Consider the following 23,618-nt stretch of genomic DNA (forward strand, 5'->3'; position numbering starts at 1 on the left):
GACCCGCGGGCTGCACGCCGCACCGGGTCGGACGCCACGGAAGTTAGCACGCGCGCCACTCCGGGCGGGAGACCACGATCGAACCGCGAGACCGGCGCCGCTACCATCTGGCCCATGTCGGTCTCCGAAACCCAGGCCGAGACGGCCGCCAACCGCACCCCGATCGCTGATTACGCCGTGCTCGGTGACACCGGCACCGCGGCCCTGGTCAGCCGGGACGGGTCGCTGGACTGGCTCTGCCTGCCGCGCTTCGACTCGGCCGCCTGTTTCGCCGCCCTGCTCGGTACCCCCGACAACGGCCGGTGGCTGATCGGCCCGGTCGAGGAGGCCGAGACCACCCGGCGCTACCTCGACGACAGCTTCGTGCTGGAGACCACCCACACCACCGCGAGCGGGGTGATCCAGGTGCTCGACTTCATGCCGCTGTCCGACGGCCGCGCCGATGTGATGCGGATCGTCCGCGGGATCTCCGGTGAGGTGACGATCCGCCACGAATGGGTGGTCCGGCCAGGCTACGGCGACATCCGGCCCTGGGTGACCCGGCGGAACCGGGGTGAGCTGTCGGAGATGGTGACCGCGACCGCCGGCCCGGACATGCTGGTGCTGCGCGGCCCCGAGCTGCCCACCGCCGAGGACGGCCGGCACGTCGGCGAGCATGTGGTGCGGGCCGGTCAGGAGTACGCCTGGTCGACCACCTGGGTGCGTTCCTGGCACGAGATCCCCGACGCCCTCGATGTGGAGGACCAGCTCACCAAGACATTGACGATCAGCCGGAACTGGGCCGCCCGGTTCTCCTACACCGGGCGTTGGGCGGATCAGGTCGAGCGCTCGGTGCAGGTGCTGCGGCTGCTCACCCATGCCGGGACCGGCGGGATCGTCGCCGCGGTCACCACCTCGCTGCCGGAGGATTTCGGCGGGGTCCGCAACTGGGACTACCGGTTCTGCTGGCTGCGCGATGCGGCGTACACCCTGGAGGCCCTGCTCGGCACCGGTTATCTGGATGAGACCGAGCTGTGGCGCGGTTGGCTGATGCGGGCGGTCGCCGGCGATCCGGGCGACCTGCAGATCATGTACGGCATCGACGGCTCCCGCGACCTGCTGGAACGCGAGCTGGGCCATCTGCCCGGGTACGCCGATTCGCGGCCGGTGCGGATCGGCAACGGTGCCGCCGACCAGCGGCAGTCCGATGTGCTCGGCAAGGTGCTGATGGCGCTGGAACGCGGCCGGGCGCAGGGGATGACCGAGTCCCACGAGGCGTGGGCGATGCAGCGGGCGCTGGTGAACGATCTCGCCGACCACTGGCAGGAGCCGGACAACGGGCTGTGGGAGATCCGCGGCGAGCGGCAGGCGTTCACCCACTCCCGGGTGATGGTCTGGGTGGCGCTGGACTGCGCGATCCGGGCGGCCGAGGAGTTCGGCGTACCCAATGACGCCGAACGCTGGCGCGAGATCCGCGACCAGGTCCGCGATGAGGTGCTGACGCAGGGGTTCAACACCGAGAAGAACACCTTCACCCAGCACTACGGCACCACCGAGGTGGACGCCTCGCTGCTGACCATTCCGCAGACCGGCTTCCTGCCCGGGGACGATCCCCGGGTGCTCGGCACCATCGAGGCGATCGAGAACGACCTGATGCGCGACGAGTTGCTGCTGCGCTACCGCACCTCCAGCGGTGTCGACGGGCTCGCCGGGGACGAATATCCCTTCCTGGCCTGCTCTTTCTGGCTGGTGGAGGCGTACGCCCTGGCCGGGCGTACCGACGACGCGCACGCGCTGATGGACCGGCTGGTCGGGCTCTGCAACGACGTCGGCCTGCTCAGCGAGGAGTACGACCCGGTCGAGGGCCGGATGGTCGGCAACTACCCGCAGGCGTTCAGCCATCTGACTCTGGTGAACGCCGCGGTCACCCTGGACCGGTTGCAGCGCGGGTTGCCCGCCGTCCGCGAGACCGCGGACCCGATTCGCTGAGGTAGGCTTGCCGGGTGCTTCGCGCTGACGGCCGGTTGACCCACGAGCTCGATCCTGCCGACCGCGGACCCCAGGACGCCTGCGGTGTCTTCGGCGTCTGGGCCCCCGGCGAAGAGGTCGCCAAACTCACCTACTACGGCCTCTACGCGCTGCAGCACCGCGGCCAGGAATCGGCCGGTATCGCGGTCTCCAACGGCCGCCAGATAATGGTCTTCAAGGACATGGGGCTGGTCTCCCAGGTCTTCGACGAGGCCACTCTGAACTCGCTCAACGGCCATCTCGCGATCGGCCACGCCCGCTATTCCACGACCGGCGCCAGCGTCTGGAACAACGCCCAGCCCACCTTCGTCTCCACCCCGAACGGCGGGCTGGCGCTCGGCCACAACGGCAACCTCACCAACACCGACGAGCTGGAGGCCTGGCTCGCCGAACGCAGCAGCGAGCCTGTTCCGCACAAGGAGCAGATGGACTCCACCAACGACACCTCGATCGTCACCGCGCTGATGGCGACCTTCGACGACCTGACCACCGAGCAGGCCGCGCTGCAGGTGCTGCCCCGGCTGCAGGGGGCGTTCTGCCTGGTCTTCATGGACGAGCAGACCGTGTACGCCGCCCGCGACCCGCAGGGCATCCGGCCGCTAGCCCTCGGCCGGCTGGAGCGCGGCTGGGTGGTCGCCTCCGAGACCGCCGCGCTGGACATCGTCGGCGCCACCTATGTCCGCGACGTCGGGCCCGGCGAGCTGATCGCGATCGACGCCGACGGCCTGCGCTGCACCCGGTTCGCCGAGGAGCGACCCAAGCACTGCCTCTTCGAATACGTCTACCTCTCCCGCCCCGACACCCTGCTGGAGGGCCGCCGGGTGCACAACGTGCGCGTCAAGGTCGGCAAGATCCTCGCCGAGGAGCATCCCGCCGAGGCCGATCTGGTCATCCCCACCCCGGAATCGGGCACCCCCGCCGCGATCGGCTACGCCGACGAGTCCGGCATTCCCTACGGTCAGGGCCTGGTCCGCAATGCCTATGTCGGGCGTACCTTCATCCAACCCAGCCAGACGATCCGCCAACTCGGTATCCGGCTGAAGCTGAACCCGCTGCGCGACGTCGTCGAGGGCAAGCGGCTGGTGGTCGTCGACGACACCATCGTCCGCGGCAACACCCAGCGCCAGGTGGTGGCGATGCTGCGCCAGGCCGGGGCCAAGGAGGTCCATGTGCGGATCTCCGCGCCGCCGGTGCAGTGGCCCTGCTTCTACGGCATCGACTTCGCCAGCCGCGCCGAACTGCTCGCACCGGGGATGAGCGTGGAGGAGATGTGCACCGCGATCGGCGCCGACTCGCTCGGCTTCGTCTCCCTGGAGGGGCTGATCCGGGCCACCCACCAGCCCAAGGACGACCTCTGCCGCGCCTGCTTCGACGGCGTCTACCCCGTACCCGTCCCGGCCGCCGTCCGGGAGAACCTGCAACCCGCCCTGGACGAGATCGAATACGAGGATGCCGATGTCTGACACCCCCGCCGCACCCTCCGCACCCTCGGCGTACGCCGCCGCGGGCGTCGACATCGAGGCCGGGGACCGCGCCGTCCAGCTGATGAAGGCCTCGGTGGCCCGGACCCACCGGCCCGAGGTGCTCGGCGGGCTCGGCGGTTTCGCCGGCTTCTTCGACGCGGCCGCGCTGCAGGCGTACACCCACCCGGTGCTGGCCACCTCCACCGACGGCGTCGGCACCAAGGTCGCGATCGCGCAGGCGATGGATCGGCACGACACGATCGGCTTCGACCTGATCGGGATGCTCGTCGACGACCTGGTCGTCTGCGGTGCCGAGCCGCTGTTCGTCACCGACTACATCGCCACCGGCAAGCTGGTGCCCGAGCGGATCGCCGCCATCGTCGGCGGCATCGCGGCCGCCTGCGAACAGGCAGGCTGCGCGCTGCTCGGCGGCGAGACCGCGGAACACCCGGGGCTGCTGGAACCCGACGAGTACGACGTCGCCGGCGCCACCACCGGCGTGGTCGAGAAGGACTCGATCCTCGGCGCCGACCGGATCCGGCCCGGCGATGTGATCCTGGCGATGGATTCCTCCGGGCTGCACTCCAACGGCTACTCGCTGGTCCGCCACGTGCTGCTGCAGCAGGCCGGCTGGGCGCTGGACCGGGAGGTGCCCGAGCTCGGCCGGACGCTGGGGGAGGAGCTGATCACCCCGACCCGGGTGTACGCCAAGGACGTGCTCGCGCTGATCGGCGCGGTCGAGGTGCACGCGATGAGCCACATCACCGGCGGCGGGCTGGCCAACAACCTGGCCCGGGTGCTGCCGGCCGGCGTCAGCGTCACCATCGACCGCTCCGCCTGGCAGCCGGCGCCGATCTTCGGCCTGGTGCAGCAGGTCGGTGGGCTCAGCGACGCCGACATCGAGGCGACCCTGAACATGGGTGTCGGGATGGTCGCGGTGCTGCCGGAATCGGCGGCCGACCGGGCGGTCGAGGTGCTGGCCGGCCGGGGCGTGCCCGCGCGGGTCATCGGTCGGGTCGAGGCCGGTGGCGATGGTGGTGTCCACCTGGTCGGTAAACACGCGGCTCGCTGAGCGGGCTGTGTTGGTCAGGTGCGGATCGTTGGGTAACCTGTCCCCACGACATTTATCTGACAGTGCCGCGGCAAGACCGCGACGGACATGCGAGGGGGTCGACCCAATGGGGCGCGGCCGTGCAAAGGCGAAGCAGACCAAGGTCGCTCGCGAGTTGAAGTACCGGTCGGTTGACACGGATTTCACCTCGCTGGAGCGTGAACTGCGGGGCGATTCACCCGAGGACCACACTGATCACCAGGAAATCCCCGAGGCGTACGCCGACCTGGCGGAACAGTACGGGGATGATGACGACGGCTATGAGGGCCTGCGCAAGTCCGGTTAGTCCCGCCGCGTGACCGCCTCTGCCTGGCAGGCTGACCTGCTCGACGGTTTCGAGCAGTTGGTGCTTCCCCTTCCCGACGCCGAAGTGGCGCCCGGAGAACCCGAGGGGTCCCTACGTGCCGTCCTGGTACGCCCAGGCGAGCGCCCGAGCGGGCGGCGTGCGGTGCTCTATCTGCACGGGTGGAACGACTACTTCTTCCAACGGCACCTGGCCGACGCCTGGGCCGAGTTGGGGTTTGCCTTCCACGCGCTCGACCTGCGCCGCTACGGCCGCTCCTGGGTCGACGGGCAATATCTGGGGTTCACCACGCAGCTCGGCGACTATGCCGAGGAGATCGACCGCAGCCTCGATCTGATCATGGAAAACCATGATCAGGTTGTGCTGATGGGACACTCCACCGGCGGCCTGGTCGCGGCCCTGTACGCCGCCCACCGACCCGGCCGGCTGGCGGCGGTGGTGCTCAACTCACCGTGGCTCGATCTGCAGCGCTCCCCGTTGGTGCGCACCCTCGGCGCGCCGTTGGTCAAGGGATTGGGCCAGCAGCTGCCGACCGCGGTGCTGAAGCTGCCCGACTCCGGGTTCTACAAGCGAGCGCTGCACACCAGCGAAGGGGGTGAGTGGGACTACGACCTGACGCTGAAGTCCACCCCGGCGGCGCCGATCCGAGTCGGCTGGCTGCGGGCGGTGCTGCGGGGTCACGCCCGGATCGCCACCGGTCTCGACATCGACTGCCCGGTGCTGGTGCTGTGCTCCACCCGCTCGGACTTCTCCCGGCGCTGGTCGGACGAGCTGACCCGGGCCGACATCGTGCTCGATGTGGAGCAGATCGCCGCCAAGGCGACCCGGCTCGGCCACACCGTGACCGTGGTCCGCATCGTCGACGGCATGCACGACCTGGTGCTGTCGGCCGAACCGGTCCGCGCCACGGTGTTCAGCGAGCTGGAACGCTGGCTGCGGGCGTACGGTCCCGACCAGCCGCGAGAGTAACGAAATGCCATCTTCGCCAACCTCGGGCTGACACTGCGACCCGCAGGCCCCTAAGGTGCCTGAAGGTGCTCACGGTGTGGGTGGGAGGAGGATCGTGCTCGGCGACGACAAGTGGCACGAGGTCACGTCCTCATCGCATGAACACGAGCGCAAGGGGCTTGAGCTCCTGCGCGAACTGCTGCCCAACACCGACCCCTATCGGGTCTGGTCGAACTTCGAGTTCAAGGATTCCCAGGGCCGGTGGCACGAGGTCGATGCGCTGGTTCTGGGACGCGCCGGCCTGCACCTCGTCGAGCTGAAGTACTACTCCGGAACCCTCACCGGCAACGACTCCACCTGGCACCGACCGGGCCGCCACTCCGAGGACTCGCCGCTGCTCCTCGCGCGCCGCAAGGCGCAGCGTTTGGCGTCCAAGCTGAAGGACGCAGCCAGGGACTTCGGCCCGGGGTACGCGAAGAAGGTGCCGTTCATCCAGGAGTCGGTCTTTCTCCACCACCCCGACCTGGTCAGCCACCTCATCGGATCGGCGGCGATCGGCATCTTCGGCATCCCCGGCCACGAAAGTGCGATGCGGCTGCACGGCATCGACACCAGACTGCTGGAGCCGCCCAGGCAGGCGCAATGGGCCGTGACAGCCGAACAACCGTGGTTTCTCGAAACGCTGATGGACAAGCTGGGCCTGGCCGAGCGACGCGAGACGGTGGTCGGCTCGTGGTCGCTCATCGAGGCGCTCGCCGAGGGGCCCGACTGGCAGGACTGGGAGGCCTCCCACACCCTCCAGCCGTCAGAGCGGGCACGCATCCGCTTCCAGGTGGTGCCCGAGGGGGTGCCGGACGACGAGCAGCAGGCGGCCCGCAAGCGGGTCAGCAACGAATACGTCCTGCTCAAGACACTCCAGCACGATGGACTGATCCGGCCCGACGAATTCGTGGCCAGCGACATCGGCCCCGGCCTGGTCTACCCCTTCGACCCCAAGGATGAACGGCTCGACCTCTGGCTGGCTCGGCGCGGCGACGAGGTGTCCATGGCGGACCGCCTGGCGATCGTCCGCCAGCTCGCCGAGGCCGTGCACTATTCCCACCGCAACCGGGTCGTCCACCGCGGGTTGTATCCCGGCGCGCTGTCGGTGCGTGAGGGAGAACACTCGAGAAAGGTGCGTGTTGGCGGCTGGCAGTCTGCGGGCAGGACAGGCACCGCCACCACGGCGGCGACCGCCGGCGTCACGGCGCTGCAGGCGGCGACGAGCGATGACCCGGCCGACGGCTTTCGGGCGCCGGAGGGCACGTGGTCGCCGACGGCGAACCGGGTCCGCCTGGACCTTTTCGGTCTGGGAGCGACGGCGTACTTCGTGCTCACCGGGAAGGCGCCGGCGGGGAGCGCGGCCGAGTTGCGCGAGCGCGTACGCGACCAGAAGGGTCTCGATCTCAGCGTCGATCTGCCGCAGGCACCGGGAGTGTTGCGGGACCTGGTGCTGCGCGCGACGCGACCGAGTCCCGCGGAGCGGATGAACGATGTCGCCGACTTCATCGACGAGCTCGCCAAGGCCGAACGGGAGCTGACCGCGCCGTCGACCGACCACGACGTCGACCCGTTGGATGCCGGTCCGGGCGACCTGCTCGACGGCCGCTTCCGACTGGTACGCCGGCTGGGGGCGGGGTCGACCGCGGTCGGACTGCAGGTCATCGACGAGGCCCACCGCGACGCCACCCGCGTGCTTAAGGTGGCCAATGACGAGGCTGCGGCCGCCCGACTGGCCGACGAGGCCGAGGTGCTGCGGAACCTGCAGGGCCGCCCGCGCCTGGTGCAGTTGCATGAGAGCCTCACCATCGGCGGCCGGTCCTGCCTGCTGCTGTCGTTCGCCGGTGATCGCACGCTGGCCGACGAACTCGCTTCGCGGCAGCGGGTGTCGCTCGACCTGCTGCAGCGGTGGGCCGACGATTTGTTCGACGCGCTGAGCGAGCTGAACCGCGCCGGAATCGACCATCGCGACCTCAAGCCGGCCAACCTCGGCGTACTCGAGTCGACCAAGGACCACGCCAAACACCTGGTGCTGTTCGACTTCTCGCTGTCACGCGCGTCGGCGACCTCGCTGTCGGCCGGCACCGCCCCCTACCTCGACCCCTTCCTCGGCGGGGCCCGGAACCAGTTCGATCCGGCGGCCGAGCGATATGCGGCGGCTGTGGTGCTGTTCGAGCTGGCGACCGGGCGTACGCCCCACTATGGCGACGATCCCGAGGCTCACCCCGACACGGTCGAGGGCGACGTCACCGTCGAGTCGTGGATGTTCCTGCCGACGATCGCCCGCGGGCTGATGGCGTTCTTCCGCCAGGCCCTGGCCCGCGACGCCACGGCCCGCCACACCTCGCTGGACGAGATGCGCCAGGCCTGGCGCACAGCGCTGCGCAAGGGGACGGCCACCACGACCTCCGACGGCGACGACAAGGCGGCGGCCGCCAGGCTGACGACCAGGCTGACGAACTCGGGGCTGACCCCGCGCGCACTGTCGATGCTCGAACGGTTCGACGTGACCACGGTCGGCGACCTGTTGGCGATCAGCCTGCGCCAGTTGCAGGCGGTCCGTGGCGTGGCGGCCGCGACGACCAAGGAGGTGACGGCACGTCACCGCGAGTGGACCCGGCGACTTGGCCAGGTCAAAGCTGCCCGACCCGCCGCGTCCGAAAGCGCGCTGCTGCCGCCGGTCACCGAGATCTCCGTCGGCTTTCGCCGCGCCGCCCGGCTCGGCCGCGGTCAGGCCCAACGGGTGTTGACCGCCCTGCTGGGTGAGGACCAGGCGATCGACCCGTTCGCGACCCGCGCCGCGATGGCCTCCCACCTGGGCATCAGCGCGCAGCGCGTCGGTCAGGTCATCCAGGAGTTGCGGGAGAAGCTGCTGGGCGACGACGACACGAGGGCGCACCTGGAGCAGCTCGAACAACTGGTGTTGAGCCGCGTGGGCCAGCTCGGCGAGGTCGCCACGCTCGACGAGCTGGTCGACGCCGTGCTCGCGGCGATGCCCGCCGATGACGAGGCGGCGCCCTACGCGCGACCGTTGGTGCGCGGGCTGCTCCGGCTGGTGGTGGAGATCCAGGCCCTCGACGAGGACCGCGAGGCGCTGGCGCTGCGCCGACGCGAGGGGGTGGTGCGGCTGGTGGCCACCACGCCGCGACTGCTCGACCTGGCTGAGTCGCTGGGTGACCACGCGGACGCCCTGGTGGGTGCGATCGACGGGGCGACCGAGGTCGTCTCGGCTGAGCGGGCACAGGCCGAGCTGCGCGATATCCTCAACACCGCCGGAGAATGGCCCGCGGCGCTGGTCGTCGACGGGCGCCCCGCCGAGCTGGCCGCTGCGCTGTCGACCCGCGCGATCGTGTCCGCGGTCGGTGAGCTGCACACCGCCGAGCTAGCCCCAGGGCGGGCACTGGCGTTGGCGCTCGGTGCGGTGGGGCCGAGCCAGCGGTTCGCGCCGAAGGAGCTGATCGACCGGGTTGCGGCCCGGTTCCCGGGACTGGCGCCGATCGAGAGTCAGGCGCTCGCCGCGGTGGTCGAGGAGTCGGGGCTCGACCTGGTGTGGCAGGACCGGAAATATGCCTCGCGCCAGCTCACCGAGCAGGCCACGGCGACCCACTCCCGCCAGCCGACCGCCGTACCGGTCGACGAGACGCCGCTCTCCGAGGCGGGTGTGGTGGGCCAGCGGTTGCTCGACTCCCGCCGCAGCCGGTCGTTCCTGCTGCTGGGCGTGCCGGCCGACCAGCTCGACCGGCTGACGGCCGTCGTCACCGGCGAACGTTTCGCCGCCCGTGAGCTCAACGTGACCAGGCGCTTCCTGCACCAGTTGCGCGCCGTCAACGACGAGCTCACCCGGTCGCTCCCGTGGGAGGCCCTCCGGCAGGCCGATGCCGCTCCCAGCACCTCACGGCCGAGTCGGGGGCTGCGTACCCTCGCGGACCGGGCCATCGAACGCGTGGTCGCCGAGATCGACGCCGCCCTGGCCGACGATGGCCGCTCAGACTCGCCGCTGCTGCTGACCGACGCGTCACCGCTGGCGCGCTATGGGCAGTCGCAGGTCCTGACGCGGTGGAGCGATCTGGCCCGGCGCCGCCCGCAGGCGGTGTGGCTGGTGCTGCCGCAGCTCGCCGGCCACCGCGGCGCCGTGCTCGACGGTCAGCCGGTGCAGTCGTCGCCGAATCAGTACGTGCCGGTCGATCGCCAGTGGATCGGCCAGCAGTGGACCCAACTGGAACGCTCTCGGAGTGAGCGTCAGCGAGACGAGGTGGCCCGATGACTCCCCGCCCCACCCTCACCGCCGAGCTGAAGAAGCTCGTGCTCGAGGTCGAGGACGACCTGCGTGCGCGGCTGCCCGCCGACCCGGCCGATCGGCGCTGGCGCGAGGAGCACGCGCAAGCCGTGAAGCGGGGCCGCACGGCGGCGGCGTGGGAATCCTTCCGCGATGACCGGATCACCCAGGTGGCGGTGTCGTGGGTACTGACCACGGTGTTCGTCCGGTTCTGTGAGGACAACGGGCTGCTGTCGAAGGTCTGGCTCGCGGGCCCCGGCGACAAGCGTCAGCAGGCGTTGGACGCCGAGCTGGACTATTTCGGGCGCTTCCCCGCGGAGACCGGCCGCGAGTGGCTGATGGACGCGGTGCGTCACCTGCATAAGGTGCCGGCCACCAGGGGCCTCGTGGACGACGCGCCGCTGCGTACGCTCGGCGTCTCCGGTGATATGGCCGACCGGCTGATCGGGTTCTGGCGCGAGACCGACGAGGAGGGCCGGCTCAAGCGGGATTTCGCCGACGCGGAGCTGTCGACGCGTTTCCTCGGCGACCTCTATCAGGACCTGTCGGAGCACGCCAAGAAGACGTACGCCCTGCTGCAGACGCCCGAATTCGTCGAGGAATTCATCCTCGACCAGACCCTCGAACCGGCGCTGCAGGAGCGGCCCCTGGAGGGCTTCCGGCTGATCGACCCGACCTGCGGGTCGGGGCACTTCCTGCTGGGCGCCTTCCAGCGCTTCCTGGACCGGTGGGCCGAGCAGGCGCCGGAGCAACCGGTCGACGAGCGGGTACGCCGCGCCCTGGCCGGGGTGCACGGTGTGGACAAGAACCCGTTCGCCGTGGCCATCGCACGGTTCCGGTTGACCGTCGCCGCGCTGCAGGCGCTCGGCAGGAGGTCGCTGGAGGACGCCCCGGCGCTCGACCTGCAGCTCGCCGCCGGCGACTCGCTGCTGCGCTGGGACGCCCCGGCACTGTTCTCCACCACCGACGAGCCGGACCTGTTCTCGCTCGACGTCGAGGACACCGCACATCTCGCCGAACTGCTCCAACGCGGCCGCTACGATGCGGTCGTCGGCAACCCGCCCTACATCACGGTCAAGGACAAGGTCGAGAACGCGACCTACCGCGAGCTATACGACACCTGTCATCGCAAGTACGCACTGTCGGTGCCGTTCATGGAGCGCTTCTTCGAGCTTGCCAAGGGCAATAGGGGGCCAGCAGGGTGGGTTGGTCAGATCACCAGCAACTCATTCATGAAGCGCGAGTTCGGCTCAAAGCTGGTGGAGGAGTTCTTGCCGCACAAGGACCTACGGTTGGTCGTTGATACTTCGGGCGCCTACATCCCTGGTCATGGCACCCCGACGGTGGTAATCGTCGGACGGAACCAGGAGCCGACATCGCCGCAGCTGAGAGCAATCCTTGGCAAGCGGGGCGAGCCGGGTCAACCTGACGATCCCAGCCGAGGGCTGGTCTGGGCCGAGATGCTGGATCTGCTCGGCCGGACGACGGACGGCACGTACGTCTCCTCTGCGGTGCTAAATCGCGATGCACTTGCGCAGCACCCGTGGAGTCTGAGCGGGGGATCCACAGGCGAGGTCTCTGAGCGACTTGAGGCAGGGTCGCGTCGTCTGGGCGAAATGGCCCAACGGATTGGCGTCTTCGGCATCATGGGCGCGGACGACGCAATGATGACCAGTCGAGGAGTCGTAGAGCGGGCGGGACTTGAGCCCAAGGCGACCGCCGCTCTTGTGGTCGGTGAGTACCTACGGGATTACGCTGTGACCAGTTCGTCGCCCGTGTGGTTTCCCTATGACGCTGCGCACGAGTGGATGGAGCCGGACCAGTTCACGGTGTGGGCGAAGCAGCTGTGGCCGCTTTGGGTGGAGTTGGGGAACCGAGCCACGTTCGGTCGAGGAACCTATTTCTATGATGGCCGGGATCCACGTGAATGGCATCAACTCCCCAAGGACAATGACGCTCACAAATGGACGATCACCTTTGCGTTCGTGGCCACGCACAACCACTTCGTGCTGGACCGGGGCGGGAAGGTGTTCAATCGGTCGGCGCCGGTGATCAAGTTGCCAGCCGAGGCTACCGAGGACGACCACCTCGAGCTGCTCGGCGTACTCAACTCGTCGGTCGCGTGCTTCTGGCTCAAACAGAACAGCCACAACAAGGGCAGCACAGTGGATACGCGGGGCGCTCGCCAGACCCAGGTGCCATGGGAGGACTTCTACGAGTTCACCGGTACCACGCTCAAGGACTTCCCGCTGCCCGACGGCAGGTCGCTCGAACGGGCGCGGTTGCTCGACCGGCTCGCGCGCGAGCGGGATGAAGTCCTTGCTGGCCTGACCGAAGAGCCGCCTACGCCGGAGCGACTTGCATCAGCCGAGGAGGCACTCGAAACGCTTCGTAGGCAGTCGATTGCGGTGCAGGAGGAACTCGACTGGGAGGTCTACGGCCGCTACGGGCTGCTCGACCAGCCGCCGGTGCACGCCGACCCGCCGCCGGTGCAGCTCGGCGAGCGGGCTTTCGAGATCGTGCTCGCCCGCAAGGTTGCGGCCGGCACAGAGGAAACCGCCTGGTTCGACCGCCACCGCTCGACGCCGATCACCGAGGTGCCCGAGCACTGGCCCGCCGACTATCGCGCGGTGGTCGAGCAGCGCATCGCGCTCATCGAGTCGGACCCGTTCATCGAGCTGCTGGAGCGCCCCGAGTTCAAGCGCCGCTGGGCGACCGAGTCGTGGGAGAAGACCCAGCAGCGGATGCTGCGCGACTGGCTGCTCGACCGGCTGGAGGACCGGGCGTACTGGTTTGATCGCGCCGGGCGTCCCCGCCCGCGTTCGGTGGCGAGCCTGGCCGACGAGCTCGCCCGCGACGCCGAGACCCTGTCGGTGCTGCGACTGTGGGACGGCCGCCGCGACGCCCCCGTCTCCGAGGCGCTCGGCCGCCTGCTCACCCCCGAGGCGGTGCCCCACCTGGCCGCGCTTCGCCTCAAGGATTCCGGGCTGCGCAAGTTCGAGGCCTGGCAGCGGACCTGGGACCTGCAGCGCCGCGAGGACGCCGGCGAGGACGTGGGCGACATCCCGGTGCCGCCGAAGTACACCTCGGCCGATTTCCGGCGTTCCGAGGTGTGGCAGGCCCGCGGCAAGCTCGACGTGCCCAAGGAACGGTTCATCGCCTACCCCGACGCCAACCGCTCCGGCGACCCCACCCTGCTGCTCGGCTGGGCCGGCTGGGACCACCTCCAGCAGGCCGTCGCGCTGCTCACCGTCGTCACCGAACGCCGCAGCGAAGGCGCCTCCACCGAGCTGATCACCCCGCTCGCCGCCGGACTGCTCGAACTGCAACCGTGGGTCGTGCAGTGGCACTCCGGCATCGACCCCGACCTCGGCGAAGACATGGCCCAGTTCGTCACCGCCCAGGTGCGCGACCTCGCCGCCGAGGTCGGCCAGACCGCCGACCAGCTCCGCGCCTGGCGGCCGTCGGTCGTCGCCCGCGGCCGGAAACCGCGTACGCCGAAGACCCCGCCCCCCGAGACACCGCCCGCCGAGAGGTGACAGCCATGACGAAGCTCTCCGAGGTCATCCACATCCCCGAGCAGGTGACCGCCGACGACTACGTGCTGCGACTCACCTCCTGGCTCGACGACCAGGCGGGCCGGGCCCTCGACAGCTATGTCGTCACCGACCAGATCGCCGAGGCGTTCGACTCGGCCCTCGGTCTGGTCGGGTCGAGCCTCACCGACGGGGAGAGCCGCGGTGCGTTCCTGATGGGCTCGTTCGGCTCCGGCAAGTCACACTTCATGGCCGTGCTGCACGCCCTGCTGCGGCACAACCCCGATGCGCGTTCCAAACAGGGCCTCCCCGAGGTCGTCGCCCGCCACGACGCCCAGCTCGGCGGCAAGAACGTGCTGCCGCTGGCCTTCCACATGCTCGACGCGACGACCTTCGACGATGCGCTGTTCTCCGGCTACATCCGCCAGATCCGCGAGCGCCACCCCGGTGCCCCGCTGCCGCCGCTGCACCACACCGACGGGCTGCTCAGCGACGCCCGCACCCTGCGGACCCGGATGGGTGATGACGCCTTCTTCAACGCGTTGAACGGGGACACGCCCCCGAGCGACGCGGCGACCGGCGAAGTGGGTCAATATGACGACCTGTGGGGCGATGTGGTCGAGGGAGACGCCCGCTGGGACGCCCCCTCCTTCGACGCCGCGTTGGCCGCCGCCCCCGACAGCGAAACCCGCCGCCAGCTCGTCACCGACGTGGTCAACACCTTCTTCAAGAACTTCACCCAGCAGAACTCCTGGGTGCCGCTGGAGGCCGGCCTCGACGCCATCGCCACCCACGCCGCCGGGCTCGGCTATCACGGCGTCGTGCTGTTCCTCGACGAGCTGGTCCTGTGGCTGTCCACGCTGGTGCGCTCGGACCGGTTCGGCACCGAGGCCCAGAAGATCACCAAGCTCGTCGAGTCGGCGACCGGCCGCCGTCGGATCCCGCTCATCTCGTTCATCGCCCGCCAGCTCGACCTGCGGATGGGCCTCGCCGACGCGCCCGGCGTCAGCGGTGCCGAGCAGCGGGATCTCGAACAGGGGCTGCGCTATCAGGAGGGCCGGTTCGGCAAGATCGAGCTCGGCGACACCAACCTGCCCCATGTGGCGAACCGCCGCCTGCTGCAGCCCATCGACGAGCACGCGGCCGCGCTGCTGCGGAAGTCGTTCGATCGCATCGACCGCACCCCCCGGGTGTGGGATGTGCTGCTCGACGGCGTCAACACCGACGCCGACCATCGCGGCGCCGATGAGGAGATGTTCCGCCTCACCTATCCCTTCTCCCCGGCGCTGATGTCGACCCTGAAGTCGCTGGCCGGGGTGATGCAGCGTGAGCGTACGGCGTTGAAGGTGATGCAGCAGATGCTCGTCGACCGACGCGACACGCTCACCGTCGACGATGTGATCCCGGTGGGTGATGCCTACGACCACGTCATGCGCAGCACCCAAGGGGGCCACACCGTCGACCCCCAGGCCGCCGGGGTGTTCAAGACCGCCGACCGTCTCTACACCGACAAGTTGCGCGACCTGCTGCTGGCCAACCACCAGCTCCCCCCGGCCGCGCTGGCAGACCCCGGCTCCCTGCCACGCGGCTATCTCACCGACGACCGCATCGTGAAGACCCTGCTGCTCGCCGCCGTCGCGCCCAACGTTCCCGCGCTGAAGGACCTGACCGCCAGCCGCCTCGCCTCGCTCAACCACGGGTCGATCGTCAGCATCGTGCCCGGGGGCGAGGGCGCCCAGATCGCCGGCAAGGTGCGCAGCTGGGCCCAGGCCGTGCCCGAGATCCACGTCGGCGACGGCCCCGATCCGGTCATCCGGGTGAGGGTCTCCGACGTCGACTACGAACGGGTCATCGAACGCGCCAAGGGCATCGACACCGACGGCGAGCAACGCACCTATGTCACCCGGATGATGCTCGAGGCGCTTGAGCTCGGTCACCTCGGCGAGGGCATCAACGGGGCGTACGCCACCACGCACGTCTGGCGCGGCTCGCGGCGACCCGTCGAGCTCTATTTCGGCAACGTCCGCGACAGCGCACAGGTGCACGACGACGCCTTCCGCCCCAGCGACCGCGACACCTGGCGGATCGTCATCGACCACCCGTTCGACGTCGGCAACCACTCACCCGCCGACGATCAGCGCCGCCTCGACGAGCTGCGCGCCCGCGGCGTCGAGGGCAACACCCTGGTGTGGGTGCCCCACTTCCTGTCGGAGAACCTGCACCGCGAGCTGCGGCGGCTGGTCGTCATCGACTGGGTGCTCACCGGCGACGACCGGTGGACCAGAAACGCCGATCACCTCAGCGAGACCGAGCGCGCCCAGGCCCGGGCGATCCTGGAGAGCATGCGCGACGGCCTGCGGGCCCGCGTCCGCCAGGCGCTGCTCGAGGCGTACGGCGTGATCGGCGCGAACTCCGGCACACTGCTCGACAGCGGCCGCTCCGAAACCGTGCTGAGCAGCCTCAACAATGCGCTCGGGGTGGTCGCCCCCGACCGCGGCACCGACTTCCGCAGCGCGTTCGCCCAGGTGCTCGACCAGGCGTTCACCGCCACCTGGCCGGCCCACCCGGATTTCCAGCCGGGCGACCAGGAGGTGCGCACCGTCGAACTCAAGCGGACCCTGGAATATCTCGAGGCCGCCATGGAGGAGCCCCAGCGTCGCGTCCGCCTGCAGGGCGACACAGTCGGTGTCCGCCGGGTCGCCAACGCCCTCGAGGTCGGACGTGCCGCCGAGACCCACTTCCTGTTCGGCGACGAGCACTTCGCGTTGAACACCGTGCTGCAGCGCGAGCTCGGCCGACTCGGCAGGTCCGATCGGGACGCGGTGACCGTCGGCGAGCTGCGCAACATCATCGCCGGGCTCGAACCCGCCCGCGGACTCCAGCCACCCGTGGTCGACCTGGTGATCCGCGCCTGGGCGCTGCTGCGGCAGCGCGCCTGGTTCGAACACGGCCAGCAGGTGGCCGCCCCGCCCCTGGGTGCCCTGACCTCGACGATGGAGCTGCGGGTCGAGCGACTGCCCGAACGCGAGCAGTACGCCACCGCCGCTGCGCGTGCCGGGACGGTGCTGGGCATCTCGGCGGCGCAGATCATGACCCCACGCAACGTGCAGCAGCTCGCGGCGTCGGTCAGGGACGCTGCTGTGGCGATGCGCCCGGCACTGCAGCGGCTGATCGACCGGCTGCGCCAGGTCGGGCCGCGGCTCGGGATCGATGGGGCCGACTTCCCGCGGCTGGCTGCCGCGGAGGAGGTGCTGGCGCTCACGTCGATCCTCGCCGGACGTGACGACACCACGCTCGTGGCCAGCTTCGCCGAACGCGCGCTGCGCCACGAACCCGCCGTGCTCGGTGCCACCGTGGCCCATGCCGACGAGGTGACGACCAAGCTCGGCGCGATCACCTGGATGCTGGTCGAGCCCGCCCTGGCCGCGCGGAACACCGACGATGCCGCGCGCAACGCGGTCACTCCGCTGGCGACCGCCGTCCGGCGCGACGAGCACGCCCAGCCGCTCGGTGAGGCGGTGAGCAACGCCAACGACGCCGTCGCGCGCTGGGCCGTCGGCCGTCCGGGGCCGACGCCCCCGCAACCGCCAACCCCGTCGACCGATCCCGACGACGTCCCCCTCGATCAGGTCCGGCGAGGCTCGTTCGTCTCTCGCGGCCGCGGCGACCGCGACCGCGCCCTCACGGCCCTGCGTGAGTTCTTCGACACCCACCCCGATCGCGAGATCGAAGTGCGGTGGGAGATCCGGTGATCCCCGCTCCCGGCGCTCCGGCACTGACGGCGTTGCTCACCCCGGCCGCGATCCGCGCCGAGGTGGACGCGCTCGCCGCCAAGAACCATGGATTGGCGGCCGGCGAACCGCGGGTCGTCGGGCTGCGCGGCACGCCCGATCCGACCCTGGCGCAGACCTTCAACCACAGCGTCGGCGGGCGCACCGTCACCGTGCGCGTGGCCCCGTGCGAGTCGGCTTTGGCGGTGTGGGAAGCCCTGGCCGACCATGACTCCGACCAGTGGCTCATCGTCGTCACCGACCGGCCCGACGACGACCTCGGCCCCGGCGTGCTCGCCCGCTTCATCGGACAGCGGGTACGCCTGGTCGACCCGTGGCTCGGCGTACGCGCCGCGTTTGGGGCCACCGGCATGGACCGCAGCCTCACCCGACTGCCCTGCAGCCGTGCCGTCGCCGACGGTCTGCTCGCTGTGGTGACCGAACGACATGACGGGTGGCCTGCCGCGCCCGCCGGGCTGCTGACTCTCGACCATGTCGCCGCGGCCCTGTCCCGGCGCGTGCTCGGCCTGGGCCCGGGCGCGGTCGACGCCGTCGCCGTGCTGCGCTGGACCACGGGCCCGAACCCCCTCGGCGCCCTGCGATCCACCGGCGGTGACGAGCTCGCGGATGCCGTGCTGGCCTGGCTCGCCGGCCGCACCGGTGCCGCCGCACCGGTCGTCGCCCACCTGCTGCGGGAGGCGCGACAGGGCGAACTGGTGCCGCTCGGCGTCGCCGTCGAACTGCTGCACCAGATGCGTACGCAGGATGCCGACGCCGCGCAGGCCTGGGAACGGCTGCGGATCGGCGCACCCGAGCAGCTCGGGCGGACGGGGGTGGCTGACGCACTCGGACAAGCCGCCACGACCGTGGTCGGTGACCTGCTCGAGACGGATTGGGAGCGCGGCACCGACCTGCTGGCTCGCGCCGATCGGCTGCTGACCGACCACGGTGCCGCCGCCGTGGCCGCCCGGTCGCCGCTGCTGCCCAGCGGAGTCACCGACCGCCTGCTCGCCCTGGCGCGCGAACTCAGCAGCGACGGCGACCCCGAGGCCGCGTGGCGGGAGCTCGACGGTCACGCGCTCGTGCACCTCGCGCGCGCAGATCGGCGACCTCCGGCGTACCAGCCGGCCCTGGCGGCAATCCGGCTGCGGCGCTGGCTCGGCCGACCCGAGGCCGAACCCAGCGCCCTCTCCGCCTGCGCACGACGGCAGGTCACCGAGGACGCGTGGGTCGACTCGGCCATCGCCGACGCCGCCGGCGGTGTGGCACTCGGGGAGCTGTCCACCGCGATCGCCTACGTCGTCAAAGCGGCCCGCGAACGGCGAGCCGGCCACGACGGAGTCTTCGCCGACGCGCTGTCCCGGGGTACGCGGTCCGGTGACGGCGCGGCCGGTGCGCTGGCCGGCGACGGTGACCCGGTGCTCGGGCTTGAACGGGTGGTGCGTGAGCTGATCGTGCCGCTGGTCAACGAGCACCCCGCGATGCTGCTCGTCCTCGACGGGATGACCGCCCGCGTCGCGGCCGAGATGATGGAAGACCTGCAGGCGTCCGGGCGGGGGTGGACCGAGGCACTGTGGCCCGAGCGCGCGGCCCGCGCCGCCGCGGTTGCCGTCTTGCCGACGCTCACCGAACACAGCCGCACGTCCCTGTTGTGCGGCCGGATCACCACGGGCAGCCAGGCCACCGAGCGGGCGGAGCATCCCGGCCTCGTGCACGACCTGGGCGGCGGAAACACCCGGATCTTCCACAAGGCAGACCTCGACACCGTGGCCGACGGACACCGGGTGGCGCACGACGTGCGGGACGCGATCGTCGACACCGATCGGGTCCGGCTGGTGACCTGTGTGCTGAACACCATCGACGACGCACTGGACCGCAGTGACCCCGGTGGCACCGACTGGCGTCTGTCCAGCATCAAGCACCTCGAGGCCCTGCTCGAGGCCGCCGCCTCGGTCGGACGACCGGTGGTGATCACCAGCGACCACGGCCACGTCCTTGAGCGGCGCGCCGGACGGATGGCGTTGCCGGCCGGGGCCACGGCGACCAGTGCGCGGTCGCGGACCGACGAGGTGCCGGCAGCGGAGGGCGAACTGCTGGTCCGGGGCCCACGGGTGGCGACCGGATCGGCGGTGCTGGCCGTGGACGAGCTGCTGCGCTACACCGCGCTCAAGGCCGGCTATCACGGCGGCGGGGCTGCGGCCGAGGTAGCCGTGCCGGTGCTGCTCGCCTGGCCCGGGCCGGTGCCCGAGGGATACCGTGAGGCGCCCGTGCAGCGGCCGCCGTGGTGGGACGACAGCGAGCCACGTGAGCCAGTGTGGGTGGCTCCGCCGGTCGCTCCGGCTACGCCGGGGGAGGACGAACGGGTCGACCCGCCGCTGTTCGACTTCGTCCCTCCTGAAGCTCCTGTGCGCCCCGAGCGGCCCGAGACACTGGGAGCCCACGTGGTGGCTTCTGCGACCTGGCAGTCCCAGCGCGCCATCGCCGGGCGGGTCTCGCTGACCCCCGAGCAGTGCGCGGCGCTGATCGACGAACTCGCCAGGTCCGGTGGGCGGCTGCCGCTCTCCGGCGTGGCCCGGGCGCTCGGCATCCCCGACCAGCGGGTCACCGGGGCGATGTCGCAGGCGCAGAAGCTGCTCAACGTGGAGGGGTACGCCGTGCTGCGACTGGACACCGCGGGTGCGTTGCTCGACACCGGGTTGCTGCGTGAGCAGTTCGGGCTGACCGGGTCAGGTGGCTCGTGAGCGCCGTGTCGCCGCGGCGACGCCGGGAGGTCATCGACGCCCTGCGCCGGGGCACCGTGCCCAGCAACGGGCTCGACCTGCTCGCCGTCGGGCTCGACAGGTTCTCCGCTGCGCTGACAGAGGAGCTGGTCTCGGTCGAGGGCGGCGGCGCGGTGTTCAAGGCAGTCCGCGGCGAATACGGCAGCGGCAAGACCTTCTTCACCCGCCACCTCGCCGAGCGCGCCCTCGCCCGCGGATTCGCGGCCGCCGAGGTGCAGGTGTCGGAGACGCAGACCCCGCTGCACCGACTTGAAACTGTCTATCGCCGAGTGACCGAGTCGCTGCGCACGGCCTCGGTGCCACCCAGCGCGTTCAAGCAGGTCCTCGACGGTTGGCTGTACGCCCTCGAGGAGGACGCGCTCGCCGCGGACGACCGGCTCGGCGCCGGCCCCGCCGCGCTCGGTGAGGCGGCAGACCGGCTGCTCGAGGAGCGGCTGCGCGACCTGGGCGACCGGGCACCCGGGTTCGCCCAGGCCCTGCGCGGCTATCGCTCCGCCGTCGCCCGCGGCGACACCGCCACCGCCGATGCCCTCGCCGCCTGGCTCGGTGGCCAGCCCCACGTAGCGGCCGCGGCCAAGCGCGCGGCCGGCGTACGCGGCGACCTCGACCACTTCGGTGCGATGGGATTCCTGCAGGGACTGCTGCTGGTGCTCCGTGACGCCGGACACCCCGGGCTCCTCCTCGTGCTCGACGAGGTCGAGACCCTCCAGCGGGTCCGCGGCGACATGCGCGACAAGGCGCTCAACGCATTGCGTCAGCTCATCGACGAGGTCGACTCCGGCCGCTATCCCGGGCTCTATCTCGTCATCACCGGAACCCCCGCCTTCTTCGAGGGAACCTCCGGCATCACCCGACTCCCACCGCTGGCCCAGCGCCTGGCGACCGACTTCACCACCGACGCCCGCTTCGACAACCCGCGCGCGGTGCAGGTGCGGCTGCCCGGGTTTGACCAAGAACGGCTGCTGGAGCTGGGCACGCGGGTTCGCGACCTGTATGCCGACGGCAGCACGGCGGCGGAGCGCGTGCGCTCCCGGATCGACGATGCCCTGGTCGCCACACTCGCCGAAGCGGTGATCGGCCGACTCGGCGGCAGGATCGGTGTCGCACCGCGGCTGTTCCTCAAGAAGCTCGTCGGCGACCTGCTCGATCGCGTCGACCAGTTCGCCGACTTCGACCCGCGGGTGCACTACCGACCCGTCATCGCTGTCGCCGAGCTGACCGATGCCGAACGCGCCGCAGCCGGGCGTACCCGAACAGACGCCGACGAGATCGACCTGTGAGTGGGTTCGACCGGCTCAACCCGGTCATCCAGCACCACATCGTCGGGGAGCTGGGCTGGCCCGGGCTGCGGCCGCTGCAGGAACAGGCCATCGCGCCGGTGCTCGCCGGATCCGACGCACTGCTGCTCGCCCCAACGGCCGGCGGCAAGACCGAAGCGGCGATCTTCCCGCTGTTGACGCGGATGCACGACGAGAGCTGGACCGGCACCTCGCTGCTCTACGTCACCCCGCTCAAGGCACTGCTGAACAACCTCCACCCGCGCCTGCAGGCGTACGCCCGCTGGGTCGGCCGCAGCGCCCGTCTGCGGCACGGGGACACCACCGCCGGGCAGCGCGCACGGATGCTGTGGGAGCGCCCCGACATCCTGCTCACCACGCCCGAGTCCCTCGAGGCAATGCTCATCTCGACCAAGGTGACCCCCGAGCAGGCGTTCGGCGATGTGCGCGCCATCGTCATCGACGAGATCCACGCCTTCGCCGGAGATGACCGCGGCTGGCATCTGCTTGCCCTGATCGACCGCGTCGCCGCACTGTCCGGAGTTTCGATCCAGCGGATCGGGTTATCGGCCACGGTCGGCAACCCCGACGAGCTGCTGGGGTGGCTGCGTGGGCCATTGGCGGCGAGTGGAGATGGGCAGGGGGTCGTCGTCGCGCCCCCGGCCGCCGGGCCCAGCCAACCGGAGGTGCAGCTCGACCATGTCGGCAGCATCGCCAACGCGGCCAAGCTGATCAAGGCCCTGCACGCAAGGAAGAAGCGCCTGGTGTTCTGTGAGTCGCGGCGGCGGGTCGAGCAGCTGGGCACGGCACTCAAGGCGCTTGAGGTCGACACCTTCCTCTCCCACTCCTCGCTGTCGGCGGATGAGCGCCGGATCGCCGAGAGCGCGTTCGCGAACGCTCGCGACTGCATCATCGTGTCGACCTCCACCCTCGAGCTCGGCATCGACGTGGGCGACCTCGACCGAGTCCTCCAACTCGGCGGTCCGTCGAGCGTGGCGTCGATGCTGCAGCGGATGGGGCGTACGGGCCGCCGGCCCCAGACGACGCCGAACATGCTGCTGCTGGGGGTCGAGGACAACGATTTCCTGGCGGCCGCGGGGGTGGCGCAATTGTGGTCGGAGGGATTCGTCGAGCCCATCGTGCCGCCGATCGCGCCCGCCCACGTCGTCGCCCAGCAGATGCTCGGGCTGGCGTTGCAGGAGGGGCAGGTCAGCGAGGCCGAGCTGGTCGAGCGGGTGGCGTTCGCGCCCGTCGAGGGGGCCAACTCGATCCGCGACCGCCTTGAGCAGGAAGGATTTCTTGACCGCGATGGGGACCTGCTGTTTGTCGGTCCGGAGGCCGACCGACGGTACGGCCGGGTGTACTTCCGCGACCTGGTGGCCGTGTTCAGCGCGCCGCCGCAGTTCGTGATCCGACAGGGCCGCCACGACATCGGCCAGGTCGATCCGCTGATGCTGACGCGCAAGGTCGAAGGGCCGCGGATCCTGACCCTCGGCGGTCGCTCCTGGCAGGTCAACCACATCGACTGGAAGCGTCGAGTGGCCTATGTCGAGCCCTCGGAACGGACCGGCAGTGTCAGTTGGGCGAGCGAGGGACGGCCCGTGTCGTTCGCGCTGGCGGATGCGATGCGCCGGGTGTTGCTGGGTGCGGAGCCTGCCGGGGTACGCCTCACCCGCCGGGCGATCGCGGAGATGGAATTCCTCCGGGGGGAGTACGCCCACCGCGTCCACGACGCGGCCACGCTCGTTGCCCAGGGCGAGCGGGGACCGGTGTGGTGGACGTGGGCGGGGGCTCGGGCCAACGCGGTGCTGCACGCCGCGATCGGAGTCGTCGCGCCCGAGATCATCGGCGACCGGGGATTCGACAACCTGTCTCTCAAGCTCACCGGCGAGACGACGCCGGGGGCTCTCGCCGCGGCGATCCGGTCCGCCCGGACCCGGTTCGGCGACGACCTGGCCGACGTCACCCCGCAGGTCACCGACGACGCCGTGCGCGGGCTGAAGTTCGCCGAGATGTTGCCGCTCGAAACGGCCCGGCGCACCCTGGCACAGCGAAACGCCGACCACACAGGAGCCGCATGGGTGGCGTCGCGCCCGATCGGTTGAGC

At 70.6% G+C, this 23,618-nt stretch carries 11 protein-coding genes; all 11 read left to right on the top strand.

Annotated features, from left to right (window positions below):
* Positions 1-114 precede the first annotated feature (114 nt).
* The 11 genes from C8D81_RS13885 to C8D81_RS13935 all read left to right on the top strand — a co-directional run bounded on the left by C8D81_RS13885 (position 115) and on the right by C8D81_RS13935 (position 23,616).
* Positions 115-1,968 (top strand): glycoside hydrolase family 15 protein, encoded by a 1,854-nt coding sequence (locus C8D81_RS13885; RefSeq protein ID WP_094404598.1) that lies wholly within the window; start codon positions 115-117, stop codon positions 1,966-1,968.
* Between the two features lie 14 nt (positions 1,969-1,982).
* Positions 1,983-3,470 carry an amidophosphoribosyltransferase gene (purF, locus tag C8D81_RS13890; protein ID WP_094404600.1) on the top strand — a complete coding sequence of 496 codons (1,488 nt, stop codon included), beginning with the start codon at positions 1,983-1,985 and terminating at the stop codon, positions 3,468-3,470.
* The gene (purM, locus tag C8D81_RS13895; protein ID WP_133626265.1) at positions 3,463-4,542 is read left to right on the top strand and encodes a phosphoribosylformylglycinamidine cyclo-ligase; all 1,080 of its coding nucleotides are present in this window, start codon (positions 3,463-3,465) and stop codon (positions 4,540-4,542) included. The genes purF and purM overlap by 8 nt, the downstream gene beginning before the upstream one ends.
* A gap of 106 nt (positions 4,543-4,648) precedes the next feature.
* Entirely contained in the window at positions 4,649-4,867 is a 219-nt protein-coding gene (locus C8D81_RS13900; protein ID WP_094363262.1) for a DUF3073 domain-containing protein, read from the top strand.
* Positions 4,868-4,876: 9 nt separating this feature from the next.
* Positions 4,877-5,854, top strand: coding sequence for an alpha/beta hydrolase (locus tag C8D81_RS13905; protein ID WP_133626266.1), 978 nt, complete (start codon positions 4,877-4,879; stop codon positions 5,852-5,854).
* 94 nt (positions 5,855-5,948) lie between these two features.
* On the top strand, positions 5,949-10,136 hold the full coding sequence (gene pglW / locus C8D81_RS13910) for a BREX system serine/threonine kinase PglW (RefSeq protein WP_166646819.1): 4,188 nt from the start codon (positions 5,949-5,951) through the stop codon (positions 10,134-10,136).
* On the top strand, positions 10,133-13,687 hold the full coding sequence (gene pglX, locus C8D81_RS13915) for a BREX-2 system adenine-specific DNA-methyltransferase PglX (RefSeq protein ID WP_133626268.1): 3,555 nt from the start codon (positions 10,133-10,135) through the stop codon (positions 13,685-13,687). The genes pglW and pglX overlap by 4 nt, the downstream gene beginning before the upstream one ends.
* Positions 13,688-13,692: 5 nt before the next feature.
* Complete coding sequence (locus tag C8D81_RS13920; protein WP_133626269.1) at positions 13,693-17,436, top strand: phage resistance protein; 3,744 nt, start codon at positions 13,693-13,695, stop codon at positions 17,434-17,436.
* Entirely contained in the window at positions 17,433-20,195 is a 2,763-nt protein-coding gene (gene pglZ, locus C8D81_RS13925) for a BREX-2 system phosphatase PglZ (protein WP_166646820.1), read from the top strand. Before C8D81_RS13920 ends, pglZ begins: the two co-directional genes overlap by 4 nt.
* Entirely contained in the window at positions 20,192-21,514 is a 1,323-nt protein-coding gene (brxD, locus tag C8D81_RS13930) for a BREX system ATP-binding protein BrxD (protein WP_133626271.1), read from the top strand. The genes pglZ and brxD overlap by 4 nt, the downstream gene beginning before the upstream one ends.
* Positions 21,511-23,616, top strand: a complete 2,106-nt coding sequence (locus tag C8D81_RS13935) for a DEAD/DEAH box helicase (RefSeq protein ID WP_133626272.1) — start codon at positions 21,511-21,513, stop codon at positions 23,614-23,616. The genes brxD and C8D81_RS13935 overlap by 4 nt, the downstream gene beginning before the upstream one ends.
* The last annotated feature ends 2 nt before the right edge of the window (positions 23,617-23,618 follow it).

This window comes from Enemella evansiae, assembly GCF_004362375.1.
GTDB lineage: Bacteria > Actinomycetota > Actinomycetes > Propionibacteriales > Propionibacteriaceae > Enemella > Enemella evansiae.

What these genes read in the sequence shown, in the direction of transcription:
- C8D81_RS13885 (WP_094404598.1), top strand. Translation starts at nt 115, where the DNA reads ATGTCGGTCTCCGAAACCCAGGCCGAGACGGCCGCCAACCGCACCCCG.
- purM (WP_133626265.1), top strand. Translation starts at nt 3,463, where the DNA reads ATGTCTGACACCCCCGCCGCACCCTCCGCACCCTCGGCGTACGCCGCC.
- C8D81_RS13900 (WP_094363262.1), top strand. Translation starts at nt 4,649, where the DNA reads ATGGGGCGCGGCCGTGCAAAGGCGAAGCAGACCAAGGTCGCTCGCGAG.
- pglX (WP_133626268.1), top strand. Translation starts at nt 10,133, where the DNA reads ATGACTCCCCGCCCCACCCTCACCGCCGAGCTGAAGAAGCTCGTGCTC.
- C8D81_RS13920 (WP_133626269.1), top strand. Translation starts at nt 13,693, where the DNA reads ATGACGAAGCTCTCCGAGGTCATCCACATCCCCGAGCAGGTGACCGCC.